This is a genomic window from Variovorax sp. N23, from assembly GCF_025486315.1.
In the GTDB taxonomy this organism is placed as follows: Bacteria; Pseudomonadota; Gammaproteobacteria; order Burkholderiales; family Burkholderiaceae_C; genus Variovorax.
Genome location: NZ_JAOOPY010000025.1, coordinates 1 through 12,912, shown reverse-complemented (window position 1 = coordinate 12,912; position 12,912 = coordinate 1). Strand labels below are relative to the sequence as shown.

Below are 12,912 nucleotides of genomic sequence, written 5' to 3'. Positions count from 1 at the left end.
CCTGACATGGCGCGGGCATGCGGCGCGGTCATACTGGCCGCTCCACGCCCTCGCCCCATGAACGCCCGCCGCTTCCCCCATCTGTCTCTGGTGCTGCAGCACCCGTTCCGGTTTCTCTGGTCGGCCGTCAAGGGCTTCAAGGCGAACCAGGGGCTGCTGCTGGCGGGGGCGGTGGCCTATTACGCCCTGCTGTCGATGGTGCCGCTGCTCATCCTCAGCGTGATCGTGCTGTCGCACGTCATCGACCAGGGCGAACTGCTCACCACCGTGGGCCGCTACCTCGAATGGCTGCTGCCGGGGCAGTCGCGCGCGGTGGTCGCCGAACTGCGCAACTTCCTGGCGCACCGCGACGTGCTCGGGCCGGTGCTGCTGGTGACGATGATCTTCTTCAGCTCGCTCGCCTTCACCGTGCTGGAGAGCGCCATGGCGAACATCTTCCATCACCGCAAATCCGAGCGCTCCCGGCATTTCCTGGTGTCGGCGGTGATGCCCTACCTCTACATCCTGAGCCTGTGCGTGGGGCTGCTGCTGGTCACGCTGGTGTCGGGCGCGCTGCAGCTCATCGGGCAGGAGAGCGTCGACCTGCTGGGCCACAGCTGGTCGCTGTCGGGCGTCTCGGGCGTGCTGCTCTACCTGCTGGGGCTGGGGGGCGAGATCTTCATGCTGACCTCGCTGTACCTGGTGATGCCGGTGGGGCGCCTGTCGCTGCGGCATGCCCTGCTGGGGGGCGTCACGGCCACCGTGCTGTGGGAGGTGACGCGCCGCCTGCTGGTCTGGTACTTCTCGACCCTGTCCCAGGTCAATGTCGTCTACGGCTCCCTCACGACGGCGATCGTGGTGCTGCTGAGCCTGGAGATCGCTGCCACGCTGGTGCTCTTCGGCGCCCAGGTCATCGCGCAGTACGAGCGTCTGGACCGCGAGCAGCCAGTCCCTGCGCCATAGAACTTCTTCGCCAGGAACACCGCGGAACCGGCTTCGCCGGGCCGCTGGTGTTGCCCCCGGACGGGGGGAGGCGCTGCCACACGAAGTGGGCAAGCCTTCGGGGGAGAGCTTATTTCGGTGCCAGGCGGATCGCGCCATCGAGGCGGATCACCTCGCCGTTGAGCATGTCGTTCTCGATGATGTGCTTGGCCAGCTTGGCGTAGTCGGCCGGCGTGCCCAGGCGCGAGGGGAAGGGCACGTTGGCGGCCAGCGCGTCCTGCACCTCCTGCGGCATGCCGAAGAGCATGGGCGTGCCGAAGATGCCGGGCGCGATCGTCATGTTGCGGATGCCGCTGCGCGCCAGGTCGCGGGCGATCGGCAGCGTCATGCCGACGATGCCGCCTTTCGAGGCGCTGTACGCGGCCTGGCCGATCTGGCCGTCGTAGGCCGCCACCGAGGCGGTCGAGATCAGCACGCCGCGCTCGCCGGTGGCTTCGGGCTCGTTCCTGGCCATGGCGTCGGCCGCCAGGCGGATCATGTTGAAGCTGCCGATGAGATTGATCGTCACGGTCTTCGTGAAAGCCGCCAGCCCATGCGGGCCGTTCTTGCCCACGGTCTTCTCGCCGATGGCGATGCCGGCGCAGTTGACGAGGCCGAACAGTTTGCCGAGCTTGAGCGCGGCATCGACCGCGGCCTGGCCGTCCGCTTCCTGCGTGACGTCGCACTTGACGAACACGCCGCCGATTTCGCGCGCGACCGCTTCACCCTTGTCGGCCTGCATGTCGGCCACCACCACCTGGGCGCCGTTGGCCGCGAGCATCCGTGCCGTGCCTTCGCCCAGGCCCGAGGCGGCGCCGGTGACGATGAAAACCTTGCCTTCGATCTGCATGCGTGTGTCTCCTGAGAATGTTGAACGCACGATTATCGAAGAGCCGGACGAAAAAAAGCCCCGCCGAGGTTCTCGCCAAGGTGGGGCTTGAATCGGATCCCGAGGGACCCGAGGAGACAAGGGGTGGCTCAGCGCTTGCGCGAAGCGGTCTGGGCGGTGCTCTTGGCAGCGTTCACGGCGGTGGTCTGGACCGCGTTGAAGTTGGCTTCGGCGACGTCGGAGGCCTGCTTGACGGCCTTCTGGACCGACTCGAAGGCGTTGTTGGCGGCCGCCACGGCGCTCTTCATCACGGCGACGGCGGTTTCCGAGCCGGCGGGTGCGTTCTTGGCAGCGCTGTCGACCAGGCCGACGAAGGCTTGCTGGGCTTCGGCCGCCTTGCCTTCGAAGGCCTTGGAGAACTCGGCGCCGGTGCCTTGGGCGATGTCGTACAGGTGGCGGCTGTAGGCCGAGGTCTTTTCAGCCAGCGGCTGGAACAGGCTGGCTTGCAGGGCGAGCAGTTCCTGTGCGTCCTTGACGCTCAGCATGGCTTGCGTGGTGCTGGCGGCTTCGCTCAGGGCGGCCTTGGAAGCCGTCACGTTCAGTTCGACGAGCTTCTCGACGCCTTCGAACGCCTTGGTGGTCAGGCCGAACAGGGTTTCGAGGTTGGCCTTTTGGGCGGCGAGGATTTGGTCAGCGGTCAGTGCCATGGTGGTAACTCCGGAAAGGGTTGAGGAATGGATCACGTTTGCGCTGCGCCTGTCTCGTCTCTATGTTGCGGTGCAGCATGGCCTCCAGTATAGGGAGCTGGGCCAGGCGATCAAGCCTTTTGGTGTACGGCGATGCAATTTAGAAGGCGGGTTCTAAAGCGGCCTTATGGGCGGGTTTCGGCCTTGTTTCGGCCGCCGGCACCCGCTGGCAGAATTCCGCGCCATGACGACACCGCGCCCCCGCCCCCACCGCCGCGACGGCTACCGCGCCTTTCGCCGCATTCCCACCCGCTGGGCCGACAACGACATGTACGGGCACGTCAACAACGTCGTGTACTACAGCTGGTTCGACACGGCGGTGAATGCGTTGCTGATCGAGCGCGGCGCCCTCGACATCCACCAGGGGCAGACCATCGGATTCGTGGTCGAGACGCAATGCAACTACTTCGCGCCGCTGGCCTTTCCTCAGACGGTGGAGGCGGGCATCCGCGTCGTTCAGGCGGGGACGTCCAGCGTGCGCTACGAGATCGCGCTTTTCGCCGAGGGGGCCGACACGGCGGCCGCGCAGGGCCACTTCGTCCATGTCTACGTCGACCGGCAGACGCAGCGGCCGGTCCCGCTGCCGGATGCGCTTCGGCAGGTTGTCGCCGACCTTCAGGCCTGAGCGGCGTCCATCATGACAAACGGCGCCCGAGGGCGCCGTTTCATGCTGCTCGCGGGGGGCGCGAATTACATCTTCTTCATGGCCTTGATGTCGGCCTTGCCCTTGGCTTCGTCGGCCTTGGCCTGCTTCACGCAGGCGTCCTTGGCGTCGCCGGTCTGGTCGTCGCACTTTTCCTTGGCGACTTCATAGGCCATGTCGACCTTTTCTTCGGCCACCTTGCGCTGGTGGGCGGCGGTGGGCTTGTAGGCCTGCTCCAGTTCGGCCTTGGCCACCTTCTGGTTGCCGTCGGCTTCCTTGTTGCACACGTCCTTGGCGTTGTCCTTCATCGTGTCGCACTGGGCCTTGGCGACCTTGTGGTCGGCCTCGATTTTTTCCTTGGCGACCTTGTACTCGTCCTTCGTCATCGCGCCGGCCTGGGCGCCGATGAAGCAGGTGGAGGCGATGGCGAGCATGAGCAGATGTTTCTTCATGAGAGTTCTCCGGTGAGTCTGTTGGATTGATTTTTGGATGGGCGAAAGAGGGCGGATCAGTACTTTTCGTACCAGAGCGCGGCCGGGGTGCGGCCTTCGGCGCTCTCCCAGGCCTTGACCTGCTTTTCGGCTTCGTCGCGGCTGATGCCGTGACGTTCCTGGATGCGGCCGAGCAACTGGTCGCGCTTGCCGGCAATGACGTCGAAATCGTCGTCGGTCAGCTTGCCCCACTGCTCCTTGACCTTGCCCTTGAGCTGCTTCCAGTTGCCTTCGATGGTGTCCTTGTTCATGACGCTTCTCCTTCGTGAATGTTGCGATTCACCAGCGCCGTACCTTCACGGGCGAAGGCACTCCGGCTGGCGTGAACGCACTGTCACGGGCGGGGGGCGCCGTCCGGGTAGGACGCTCCGGGCGGGGGGCGTAGGCACAAGCCGACGGGGACCGTGATAATCGAGCGCACGCCGACACCAGAGACACGCGCGCCGCACCATGATCATTCAAAGCCTGCTCGACACCGACCTCTACAAGTTCACGATGATGCAGGTGGTGCTGCACCACTTCCCCGGTGCCCGCGTCGAATACCGCTTCAAGTGCCGCAATCCGGGCGTCGATCTCGCGCAGTTCGCCGGCCAGATCCGCGAGGAGGTGCGCCACCTCTGCTCGCTGCAGTTCCGGGAGCCCGAACTGGCCTACCTCCGGTCGATGCGCTTCATCAAGAGCGACTTCGTCGACTTCCTCGGGCTGTTCCGCCTGAACGAGAAGTACATCGACATCACGCCCCTGCCGACGGGCGAGCTCGACATCAGCATCAAGGGGCCGTGGCTGCACACCATCCTCTTCGAGATTCCCGTGCTGGCGATCGTCAACGAGGTCTACTTCCGCAACACGCAGAAGCGCCCCGACATCGAGGAAGGCCGCCGCCGGCTCGAAACCAAGATCGGCGAGTTGCAGGCCGACGGCCTGTCCGACCTGAAAATCGCCGACTACGGCACGCGCCGGCGCTTCTCGAAGGAATGGCACGAAGAGGTGCTGCGCACCCTGATCGCCCGCCTGGGCGCGGTGACGGCGCCGGTGCAGCTGGGCGCCAAGCTGCCGCAGTTCGCCGGCACCAGCAACGTGCTCTACGCCATGAAGCTCGGCCTGATCCCGCTGGGCACCATGGCGCACGAATACCTGCAGGCCTGCCAGGCGCTCGGCCCGCGGCTGCGCGACAGCCAGATCTTCGGCTTCGAGTCGTGGGCGCGCGAGTACCGTGGCGACCTGGGCATCGCGCTGTCCGACGTCTATGGCATGAGTGCCTTCCTGCGCGACTTCGATCTGTACTTCTGCAAGCTGTTCGACGGCGCCCGCCACGACAGCGGCGACCCCTTCCAGTGGGGCGAGCGCATGCTGGCGCACTACATCGCGAACCGGGTCGACCCGCGCACCAAGACGCTGATCTTCAGCGACGGCCTCACCGTGCCGCGCACCATCGAGCTCTACCAGCAGTTCCGCGGCCGCTGCCAGCTGGCCTTCGGCATCGGCACCAACCTCACCAACGACCTGGGCTACGAGCCGCTGCAGATCGTCATCAAGATGATCCGCTGCAACGACCAGCCGGTGGCCAAGCTGTCCGACACGCCGTCCAAGAACATGTGCGACGACGAGAAGTACCTGGCCTACCTGCGCCAGGTCTTCGAGATCGCGTGACCCTCGCCCTGAAAGTGCATCGACCGATGAAGAAGGTGTCGCGCCGTCTGGCGCTGCTGGCGCTGCCCTTGCTGTCTCCCGCCCTGGCGCATGCCGCCGAATTCGACGGCGCCCGCCTGTCGCCCCTGTGGGGTGTGCCCTTCGCCGGGCTGCTGCTGTCGATCGCGCTGATGCCGCTGCTCATGCCGTCGTTCTGGCACCATCATTTCGGCAAGGTGGCCGCGGCGTGGGCGCTCGCCTTCCTGCTGCCCTTCGCCGCCGTCTTCGGGCCGTCGCTGGCCGGCACGCAGCTCGTGCACGCGCTGCTGGCGGAGTACATCCCCTTCATCATCCTGCTGACGGCGCTTTTCGCCGTCGCGGGGGGCATCCACATCCGGGGCAACCTGCATGGCGCGCCGGGCCTCAACGCGGCGATCCTGGCGATCGGCGCGGTGCTCGCCAGCCTGATGGGCACGACCGGCGCGTCGATGCTGCTGATTCGCCCGCTCATCCGCGCCAACGACAACCGGGTGCACAAGGCGCACGTGGTGGTCTTCTTCATCTTCATCGTCTCGAACTTGGGCGGCTCGCTCACGCCGCTGGGCGACCCGCCGCTGTTCCTGGGCTTCCTGAAGGGCGTGGAGTTCTTCTGGACCGTGCGCCACATCTTCCCCGAGACGCTGTTCGTGACGGGCGTGCTGCTCGCGATGTTCTGGTGCATCGATCGTCACTACTACCGCAAGGAAGGCGTGCTGCCGGTCGACCCCACGCCCGACACCCCGCGCATCGGCTTCGACGGCGCCAGAAATTTCTGGCTGCTGGGCGCCGTGATCGCGCTGGTGCTCATGAGCGGCACCTGGAAGTCCGACGTCGTCTTCGACATCTACGGCACGCCGGTTGGCCTGCCGGGGCTGGTACGCGACATCGGCCTGATCGCCATCACGCTGCTGTCGCTGAAGATCACGCCCGCCGCCGTGCATGCCGACAACCAGTTCGGCTGGGGGCCGATGGCCGAGGTGGCGAAGCTTTTCGCCGGCATCTTCCTGACCATCGTGCCGGTCATCGCGATGCTCAAGGCCGGCACCCAAGGGCCCTTTGGCGCGGTGGTGGCGGCGGTGACCCGGCCCGACGGCCAGCCCGACCCGGCGATGTACTTCTGGGCGACCGGCGCACTGAGTTCCTTCCTGGACAACGCGCCGACCTACCTCGTGTTCTTCAACACCGCAGGTGGCGACCCGGCCGCGTTGATGACGACCTATGCGAGCACGCTGGCCGCCATCTCGGCCGGCGCCGTCTTCATGGGCGCCAACAGCTACATCGGCAACGCGCCCAACCTCATGGTCAAGGCCATCGCCGAAGACCGCGACGTGCGCATGCCCAGCTTCTTCGGCTACATGGCCTGGTCGGGTGCCTGCCTGATCCCGCTGTTCGTGCTCGTCACCTTCGTCTTCTTTCGCTGATCCACAGGAGCCGCTCATGTCCGACAAGCCTCACGTTCTCGTCACCCGCGCCGTCTTCCCCGAGACCCTCGAGAAGCTGGCCCAGCATTTCGAGGTCGAGGCGAACCAGGAGGACGCCGACTGGTCCAGCGACGAACTGATCCGCCGGCTGCAGGGCAAGCAGGGCGCCTTCACCACCGGCAGCGTGAAGATCGATGAGGCCGTGCTCGCCGCCTGCCCGGACCTGAAGATCTGCGCCAACATGGCCGTCGGCTACAACAACTTCGACGTCGACGCGATGGTGCGCCACGGCGTGATGGCCACCAACGCGCCCGACGTGCTGACCGAGACCACCGCCGACTTCGGCTTCGCACTGCTGATGGCGACCGCGCGTCGCATCACCGAGAGCGAGCATTTCCTGCGCCGCGGCGAATGGAAGAAATGGCGCTACGACATGTTCGCCGGCGCCGACGTGCACGGCAGCACGCTGGGCATCCTGGGCATGGGCCGCATCGGGCAGGGCATTGCGCGGCGCGGCGCGCTGGGCTTCGGCATGGACGTGATCTATCACAACCGTTCGCGGCTCGACGCATCGATCGAGTCCGAACTGAAGGCCAGCTACGTCAGCAAGGAAGACCTGCTCAAGCGCGCCGACCACCTGGTGCTGGTGCTGCCGTATTCGCCCGCCTCGCACCACGCCATCGGCGCGGCCGAGCTCAAGCAGATGAAGCCCACCGCCACGCTGGTGAACCTGGCGCGCGGCGGCATCGTCGACGACGCGGCCCTGGCCGAAGCGCTGCGCAACAGGACCATCGCCGCGGCCGGCCTGGATGTGTTCGAGGGCGAGCCCACGGTCAACCCCGCGCTGCTCACCGTGCCGAACGTGGTGCTGACGCCGCACATCGCGAGCGCGACCCTTCCCACGCGCCGCGCCATGGCCGACCTGGCGGCCGACAACCTGATCTCGTTCCTCGGCGGCAAGGGTCCGCTGACGCCCATCGCCACCCCCAAGAAATAACCGGACTGCTCTCACGTGTCGACTGCCGAAATCGGACTCTGGATCCTGCTGGGCCTCGCGGCCCTGACCGTCATCCTTCTCATCGCGCTGCTGATGCGGCGGCCCGCGCCCGACCGCCACGCTGAACTGCTGGCCACCTTCGCCACCTTGGCCGACGGCACCGAGCGCAGCGAACGCGCCTTGCGGCAGGAGGTGGCCGATTCGGCGCGCAGCACGCGCCAGGAACTGGGCCAGAACTTCGCCAGCTTCCAGGCCGCGCTGGTGCAGCAGGGCGCGGAAGCCACCCGCACGCAGAACGCGCAGATCGACGCCTTCGCCCAGCAGCTCACGCTGATGCAGAAGACGCTGGCCGACACGCTCAACACGCAGCTCCAGGGTTTGAGCGAATCGAACGCACGGCGCCTGGCCGAGGTGCGCGCGACCATGGAGACGCAGCTCGCCCAGCTGCAGCAGACCAACACCGCCAAGCTCGACGAGATGCGCAAGACCGTCGACGAGAAGCTGCAGAGCACGCTCGAGGCGCGGCTGGGCGAGAGCTTCAAGCAGGTGGCCGACCGGCTCGACCAGGTGCACAAAGGCCTGGGCGAAATGCAGACGCTGGCCGTCGGCGTGGGCAGCCTGCAGCGCGTGCTGACCAACGTGAAGACGCGCGGCGTGTTCGGCGAGGTGCAGCTCGAGGCACTGCTCGAGCAGGTGCTCACGACCGAGCAGTACGCCAAGCAGGTCGAGACCAAGCCGCGCAGCGGCCAGCGCGTGGACTTCGCGGTGCGCTTCCCCGGCCGCAGCGCCGACGGCGCGCCGGTGTGGCTGCCGATCGATGCGAAGTTTCCGCGCGACGACTACGAGCGGCTCATCGACGCGCACGAGCGCGCCGACGTGCTGGCGGTCGAGGTGGCCGGCAAGGCGCTCGAGGCACGCATCCGCAGCGAGGCCAAGTCCATCGCCGAGAACTACCTGGCCGCGCCGCACACCACCGACTTCGCGATCCTGTTTCTGCCGGTCGAGAGCCTCTATGCCGAGGTGCTGCGCCGCCCCGGCCTGATGGACGCGGTGCAGCGCCAGCACCGCGTCACACTCGCCGGCCCGACCACGCTGCTGGCCATGCTCAATAGCCTGCACATGGGCTTCCGCACGCTGGCCCTGGAACAGCAGGCCTCCGAGGTGTGGAAGGTGCTGGGCGCAGTCAAGACCGAATTCAACCGTTTCGGCGAATGGGTCGAGCGCATCAAGGAACAGGTCGCCAAGGCCTCCGACACCATCGACAAGGCCGACACGCGGCAGCGCCAGATGCGCCGCGCGCTCAAGGGCGTGGAGGCGCTGCCCGAACTGCAGGCGCAGGCCCTGCTGCCCGCGGCCGACCCCGAGGACGACGGCGCGCCGTGAGAGGCGGCGAGCTGCTCCGGCTGATCGCGGCGCAGGTCTTCCTGCATGCGACGATGGCCGGCATGCGACTGGCCACGCCGCTGCTGGCCTTGCAGCAGGGCTACAGCGCGGCGTCGGTCGGCCTGCTGATCTCGCTGTTCGCGCTCACGCAGGTCTTCCTGGCGTTGCCCGCCGGCCGCTTCGCCGACCGCCACGGGCTGCGGCGGCCGCTGGCGCTGTCGGTGGTCGCGGCATCGCTCGGTGCCGGCCTCGTGCTGGTGTGGCCGGTCTTCCCGGTCATGTGCGTCTCGGCATTGCTGACCGGCGGCGCGACCGGCGCCACCGTGATCGCGCTGCAGCGCCACGTCGGGCGTGCCGCGCAGAGTCCCAACGACCTCAAGCGCGTGTTCAGCTGGCTGGCCATCGCGCCGGCCGCGGCGAACTTCGTCGGCCCCTTCGTGGCCGGCCTGCTGATCGACCATGCGGGGCGTGCGCCCGCCGACCTGACGGCGTTCCGCGTGGCCTTCGGGGCTTTGGCGCTGATGCCGATCGTGTGCTGGCTGCTGGTGCGCAAGGCGCACGAACCGGCACCGACGCCGGTGCCGGCCAGCGCCGTGACCACGCGCGCCTGGGACCTGCTGCGCGAGCCGATGTTCCGCCGCCTGCTCTTCGTGAACTGGCTGCAATCGTCGAGCTGGGACGTGCACGCCTTCGTGCTGCCCATCCTGGGCCACGAGCGCGGCCTGGGGGCGTCGGTCATCGGCGGCATCCTGGGTGCCTTCGCGATCGCCGCCGTCGTCGTGCGGCTGGCACTGCCGCTGTTCGCCAACCGGACCTCGGAGCGCGGGGTGATCCTCACGTCGACGCTCGTCACCGCATCGCTGTTCTGCGTCTATCCGCTGCTGGCGTCGGCCTGGAGCATGGGCTTGTGCTCGGTGGTGCTGGGTTTCTCGCTCGGCGCCGTTCAGCCGATGGTGATGAGCATGCTGCACCAGATCACGCCGCACAGCCGTCATGGCGAGGCGCTGGGACTGCGGCTGATGACCATCAACGCGTCGAGCGTCGCCATGCCGATGCTCTTCGGCGCCGCCGGGGCGGTCATCGGGATCGGCGGGGTGTTCTGGATCGTCGGCGGCGTGGTGGCGATGGGCAGCCACACCGTCTGGAAGCTCAAAGCTCGTAGAAGCGCTTGATCGCGTCCCAGGCGTCGCCGGGCGTGTCGACGTACTCGAACAGCTTCACGTCCTCGGGCGAGATCACGCCTTCGTCGGCCAGGAAGGCGAAGTCGATCAGCCGCTTCCAGTAGTCGGAGCCGTACAGCACGATCGGCACCTGCTTGGCCTTGCGCGTCTGCACCAGCGTGACCACCTCGAACAGCTCGTCGAGCGTGCCGAAGCCGCCGGGAAAAGCCACCAGCGCCTTCGCCCGCATCATGAAGTGCATCTTGCGGATGGCGAAGTAGTGGAACTTGAAGCTCAGCGCCGGCGTGACGTAGGGGTTGGCTTCCTCTTCCATCGGCAGCGCGATGGCCAGCCCGATGTTGAGGCCGCCGCCTTCGTAGGAGCCGCGGTTGGCCGCCTGCATGATGCCGGGGCCGCCGCCCGTGCAGATGAAGAGCTTGTCTTCGGGTTCCTTGTCGTTGCTGTACTGGGCCACCAGCTTGCCGAAGGCGCGCGCCTGCTCGTAGTAGTGCGCGTTGCGTGCGAGCTTCTGCCAGCGCTGCGCCGCGGCGGCGTCGCCGGCGGCCTCGGCCTGGGCGATCAGGGCGCGGGTCTCTTCCTCGCTGCGGAAGCGCGCACTGCCGAACACGACGACCGTGTTCTCGATGCCGTGCTCGCGCATCTGCAGGTCGGGCTTCATCAACTCGAGCTGCATGCGCAGGCCGCGGGTTTCACGGCGCAGCAGGAACTCGGGGTCGGCGAAGGCCAGACGCGACGGATCGCGATCGAGCGGCAGGCCCTTGTCCGAATGGGCCTGCAGCGTCGCCCAGGCATCGGCCAGGCGCTTGTCGTGGAGATCGTGGGTCTTGCTGGTCATGCGGGGCTCCAGTGCAATCTTCGGGCCGCGATGGTGCGGCGCCATGAAAAAAGGCTCCTGTCAGGAGCCTTGGTGGTGTGCAGGTCGCTCAGACGCGCTTGCGGTATTCACCCGTGCGCGTGTCGATTTCGATCTTGTCGCCTTGTGCGACGAAGAGGGGGACCGGCACTTCGAAACCGGTGGCGATCTTGGCCGGCTTGAGCACCTTGCCCGACGTGTCGCCCTTGACGGCGGGTTCGGTCCAGGTGATTTCGCGTTCGACGCTGGTCGGCAGTTCGACCGAGATGGCCTTGCCTTCGTAGAACACCACTTCGACGGCCATGCCGTCTTCGAGGTAGTTCAGGGCGTCGCCCATGTTCTCGGCTTCGACTTCGTACTGGTTGTACTCGGCGTCCATGCAGACGTAGAGCGGGTCGGCGAAGTAGGAATAGGTGCAATCCTTCTTCTCGAGCACGATCTGGTCGATCTTGTCGTCGGCCTTGAAGACCACTTCGGTGTTGAAGTTGGCCACCAGGCTCTTCATCTTCATGCGCACGGTGGCGGAGTTCCGGCCGCCGCGGCTGTATTCGGTCTTGAGGACGACCATCGGGTCCTTGCCGTGCATGATCACGTTGCCGGCGCGGATTTCTTGAGCGATTTTCATAACGTTGTCTGGCTGGTTGGCCGCTGCGCGCGGCAGGCCGTGGCGCTATTGCAGTTCTGCCGCATCGAAAACGAATTCCCGAAATTGCAGTTGAAAAGCGGCGGCAAATTTTGGATAGCCAGCGATTTTAGCGGGTTTCTCGCGGCCGGGCCAATTCGGGCAGACTTCGGCGTGCCATGAACGACACCCTCCAAGACATTGCGGCCGCTTTGGTCGCCGCCCGCCGCAGCGGCATCGCCGCCGACGACACCCCCTGGCACGACATGCCGCTGTCGTCGGACGAGATCTATGCACTGCAGGACCACGTGGCCGTCGAACTCGGCTGGGACGCCGACCCGGCTGCACCCAGCACCTGGAAGGGCGGCGGCCCGACGACCACCTCGGTCGCCACCTTCGCCCGGATTCCCGCGCCCTTCGTCCGGGCCTCGCCCGGCCGCCTCGAAGCCAAGGACTTTCACCGCCTCGGCATCGAGATCGAGGTCGCCTTCCGCCTGGCGCGCGACGTCAGCGCACCGGACCTCGCCGCCCGCGCCGTGCAGGCGCCCGAAGCGCTGTTCGACGCGATGACGGTCTCCATCGAACTGGTCGACTTCCGTTGGCAGGGGGCCGACAAGGCGCCCGCGCCGCTGCGGCTGGTCGATGCGCAGTCGAACGGTGCGCTGGTGATCGGCGAGTGGGTGCCGATCCGGCCGGTCGATTGGGCGGCGCAGGTCGCGACGCTGGAAGTCGACGGCAAGCCGGTCGGCCGCTACCAGGGCGCGCATCCGTGCGGCGACCCGATGTGGATGGCGCCGCAATGGCTGCAGCATGCGGTGGCGCGCCATGACCAGTTGGCGGCGGGGAGCGTGCTCACCACGGGGTCCTGGTGCGGGATGGTCTGGCTCGATGGGCCTGCTTCGGTGCGGGCTTCGTTCGAGGGGATTGGTGAGGCGGTGCTGACGTTGGTTTAGTGCCTTCATCGGGGTCGGGGCGTCGGCGGGCGGTAGGCCTGTGGGCGGCAGACGACTGCGGTCCTTCGGACTTCGCTGCTGCTCCTCACGAAAGGCGGGGTCCGCGCAAACTCGCTTCGCTCAAACATGCGCGGCCCTGATCCGCCTTTCGCTGCGGTGCTCGCC

Annotated in this window: 15 protein-coding genes; 9 read left to right on the top strand and 6 right to left on the bottom strand. The window is 67.0% G+C overall.

The window, feature by feature from the left end; all coding sequences use genetic code 11:
- Positions 1 to 57: 57 nt before the first annotated feature.
- On the top strand, positions 58 to 942 hold the full coding sequence (locus tag N8A90_RS24705; protein ID WP_262077933.1) for a YihY/virulence factor BrkB family protein: 885 nt from the start codon (positions 58 to 60) through the stop codon (positions 940 to 942).
- 109 nt (positions 943 to 1,051) lie between these two features.
- Here N8A90_RS24705 and N8A90_RS24700 read toward each other — a convergent pair whose 3' ends face one another.
- Complete coding sequence (locus tag N8A90_RS24700; protein WP_262077932.1) at positions 1,052 to 1,810, bottom strand: 3-hydroxyacyl-CoA dehydrogenase; 759 nt, start codon at positions 1,808 to 1,810, stop codon at positions 1,052 to 1,054.
- Between the two features lie 128 nt (positions 1,811 to 1,938).
- Positions 1,939 to 2,496, bottom strand: coding sequence for a phasin family protein (locus N8A90_RS24695; protein ID WP_262077931.1), 558 nt, complete (start codon positions 2,494 to 2,496; stop codon positions 1,939 to 1,941).
- A 223-nt stretch (positions 2,497 to 2,719) separates the two neighbouring features.
- Between N8A90_RS24695 and N8A90_RS24690 the strand changes: the two genes are divergently transcribed.
- Positions 2,720 to 3,160: an acyl-CoA thioesterase gene (locus tag N8A90_RS24690; RefSeq protein WP_262077930.1), complete on the top strand. Its 441-nt coding sequence runs from the start codon at positions 2,720 to 2,722 to the stop codon at positions 3,158 to 3,160.
- A gap of 65 nt (positions 3,161 to 3,225) precedes the next feature.
- Here the strand turns inward: N8A90_RS24690 and N8A90_RS24685 are convergent, their stop codons facing one another.
- The gene (locus tag N8A90_RS24685; protein WP_262077929.1) at positions 3,226 to 3,630 is read right to left on the bottom strand and encodes a hypothetical protein; all 405 of its coding nucleotides are present in this window, start codon (positions 3,628 to 3,630) and stop codon (positions 3,226 to 3,228) included.
- Positions 3,631 to 3,686: 56 nt separating this feature from the next.
- Complete coding sequence (locus tag N8A90_RS24680; RefSeq protein WP_262077928.1) at positions 3,687 to 3,920, bottom strand: CsbD family protein; 234 nt, start codon at positions 3,918 to 3,920, stop codon at positions 3,687 to 3,689.
- Positions 3,921 to 4,119: 199 nt separating this feature from the next.
- Between N8A90_RS24680 and pncB the strand changes: the two genes are divergently transcribed.
- The 5 genes from pncB (at position 4,120) to N8A90_RS24655 (ending at position 10,310) form a co-directional block, all read left to right on the top strand.
- Positions 4,120 to 5,319, top strand: coding sequence for a nicotinate phosphoribosyltransferase (gene pncB / locus N8A90_RS24675; protein WP_262077927.1), 1,200 nt, complete (start codon positions 4,120 to 4,122; stop codon positions 5,317 to 5,319).
- 26 nt (positions 5,320 to 5,345) lie between these two features.
- Positions 5,346 to 6,758 carry a sodium:proton antiporter gene (locus N8A90_RS24670; RefSeq protein WP_262077969.1) on the top strand — a complete coding sequence of 471 codons (1,413 nt, stop codon included), beginning with the start codon at positions 5,346 to 5,348 and terminating at the stop codon, positions 6,756 to 6,758.
- A 16-nt stretch (positions 6,759 to 6,774) separates the two neighbouring features.
- Positions 6,775 to 7,755, top strand: coding sequence for a 2-hydroxyacid dehydrogenase (locus tag N8A90_RS24665; RefSeq protein WP_262077926.1), 981 nt, complete (start codon positions 6,775 to 6,777; stop codon positions 7,753 to 7,755).
- 93 nt (positions 7,756 to 7,848) lie between these two features.
- Positions 7,849 to 9,138 (top strand): DNA recombination protein RmuC, encoded by a 1,290-nt coding sequence (gene rmuC / locus N8A90_RS24660; protein ID WP_410087745.1) that lies wholly within the window; start codon positions 7,849 to 7,851, stop codon positions 9,136 to 9,138.
- Positions 9,135 to 10,310 (top strand): MFS transporter, encoded by a 1,176-nt coding sequence (locus tag N8A90_RS24655; RefSeq protein ID WP_262077924.1) that lies wholly within the window; start codon positions 9,135 to 9,137, stop codon positions 10,308 to 10,310. Before rmuC ends, N8A90_RS24655 begins: the two co-directional genes overlap by 4 nt.
- Here N8A90_RS24655 and N8A90_RS24650 read toward each other — a convergent pair.
- Together N8A90_RS24650 and efp are read right to left on the bottom strand one after the other, a co-directional pair.
- On the bottom strand, positions 10,288 to 11,154 hold the full coding sequence (locus tag N8A90_RS24650) for a TIGR00730 family Rossman fold protein (protein ID WP_262077923.1): 867 nt from the start codon (positions 11,152 to 11,154) through the stop codon (positions 10,288 to 10,290). The genes N8A90_RS24655 and N8A90_RS24650 overlap by 23 nt on opposite strands.
- Positions 11,155 to 11,242: 88 nt before the next feature.
- Positions 11,243 to 11,797, bottom strand: a complete 555-nt coding sequence (gene efp / locus N8A90_RS24645; RefSeq protein ID WP_262077922.1) for an elongation factor P — start codon at positions 11,795 to 11,797, stop codon at positions 11,243 to 11,245.
- Here efp and N8A90_RS24640 point away from each other — a divergent pair.
- A complete protein-coding gene (locus N8A90_RS24640; RefSeq protein ID WP_262077920.1) occupies positions 11,783 to 11,977 on the top strand; it encodes a hypothetical protein in 195 nt (64 codons plus the stop codon). The two genes, efp and N8A90_RS24640, sit on opposite strands and share 15 nt — an antisense overlap.
- The gene (locus N8A90_RS24635; protein WP_262077919.1) at positions 11,974 to 12,747 is read left to right on the top strand and encodes a fumarylacetoacetate hydrolase family protein; all 774 of its coding nucleotides are present in this window, start codon (positions 11,974 to 11,976) and stop codon (positions 12,745 to 12,747) included. Before N8A90_RS24640 ends, N8A90_RS24635 begins: the two co-directional genes overlap by 4 nt.
- The last annotated feature ends 165 nt before the right edge of the window (positions 12,748 to 12,912 follow it).

Bases quoted from the DNA above. Each gene is read 5' to 3' on its own strand.
- N8A90_RS24705 (WP_262077933.1), top strand. From the start codon at position 58: ATGAACGCCCGCCGCTTCCCCCATCTGTCTCTGGTGCTGCAGCACCCG.
- N8A90_RS24700 (WP_262077932.1), bottom strand. From the start codon at position 1,810: ATGCAGATCGAAGGCAAGGTTTTCATCGTCACCGGCGCCGCCTCGGGC.
- N8A90_RS24695 (WP_262077931.1), bottom strand. From the start codon at position 2,496: ATGGCACTGACCGCTGACCAAATCCTCGCCGCCCAAAAGGCCAACCTC.
- N8A90_RS24690 (WP_262077930.1), top strand. From the start codon at position 2,720: ATGACGACACCGCGCCCCCGCCCCCACCGCCGCGACGGCTACCGCGCC.
- N8A90_RS24685 (WP_262077929.1), bottom strand. From the start codon at position 3,630: ATGAAGAAACATCTGCTCATGCTCGCCATCGCCTCCACCTGCTTCATC.
- N8A90_RS24680 (WP_262077928.1), bottom strand. From the start codon at position 3,920: ATGAACAAGGACACCATCGAAGGCAACTGGAAGCAGCTCAAGGGCAAG.
- pncB (WP_262077927.1), top strand. From the start codon at position 4,120: ATGATCATTCAAAGCCTGCTCGACACCGACCTCTACAAGTTCACGATG.
- N8A90_RS24670 (WP_262077969.1), top strand. From the start codon at position 5,346: ATGAAGAAGGTGTCGCGCCGTCTGGCGCTGCTGGCGCTGCCCTTGCTG.
- N8A90_RS24665 (WP_262077926.1), top strand. From the start codon at position 6,775: ATGTCCGACAAGCCTCACGTTCTCGTCACCCGCGCCGTCTTCCCCGAG.
- rmuC (WP_410087745.1), top strand. From the start codon at position 7,849: ATGCGGCGGCCCGCGCCCGACCGCCACGCTGAACTGCTGGCCACCTTC.
- N8A90_RS24650 (WP_262077923.1), bottom strand. From the start codon at position 11,154: ATGACCAGCAAGACCCACGATCTCCACGACAAGCGCCTGGCCGATGCC.
- efp (WP_262077922.1), bottom strand. From the start codon at position 11,797: ATGAAAATCGCTCAAGAAATCCGCGCCGGCAACGTGATCATGCACGGC.
- N8A90_RS24635 (WP_262077919.1), top strand. From the start codon at position 11,974: ATGAACGACACCCTCCAAGACATTGCGGCCGCTTTGGTCGCCGCCCGC.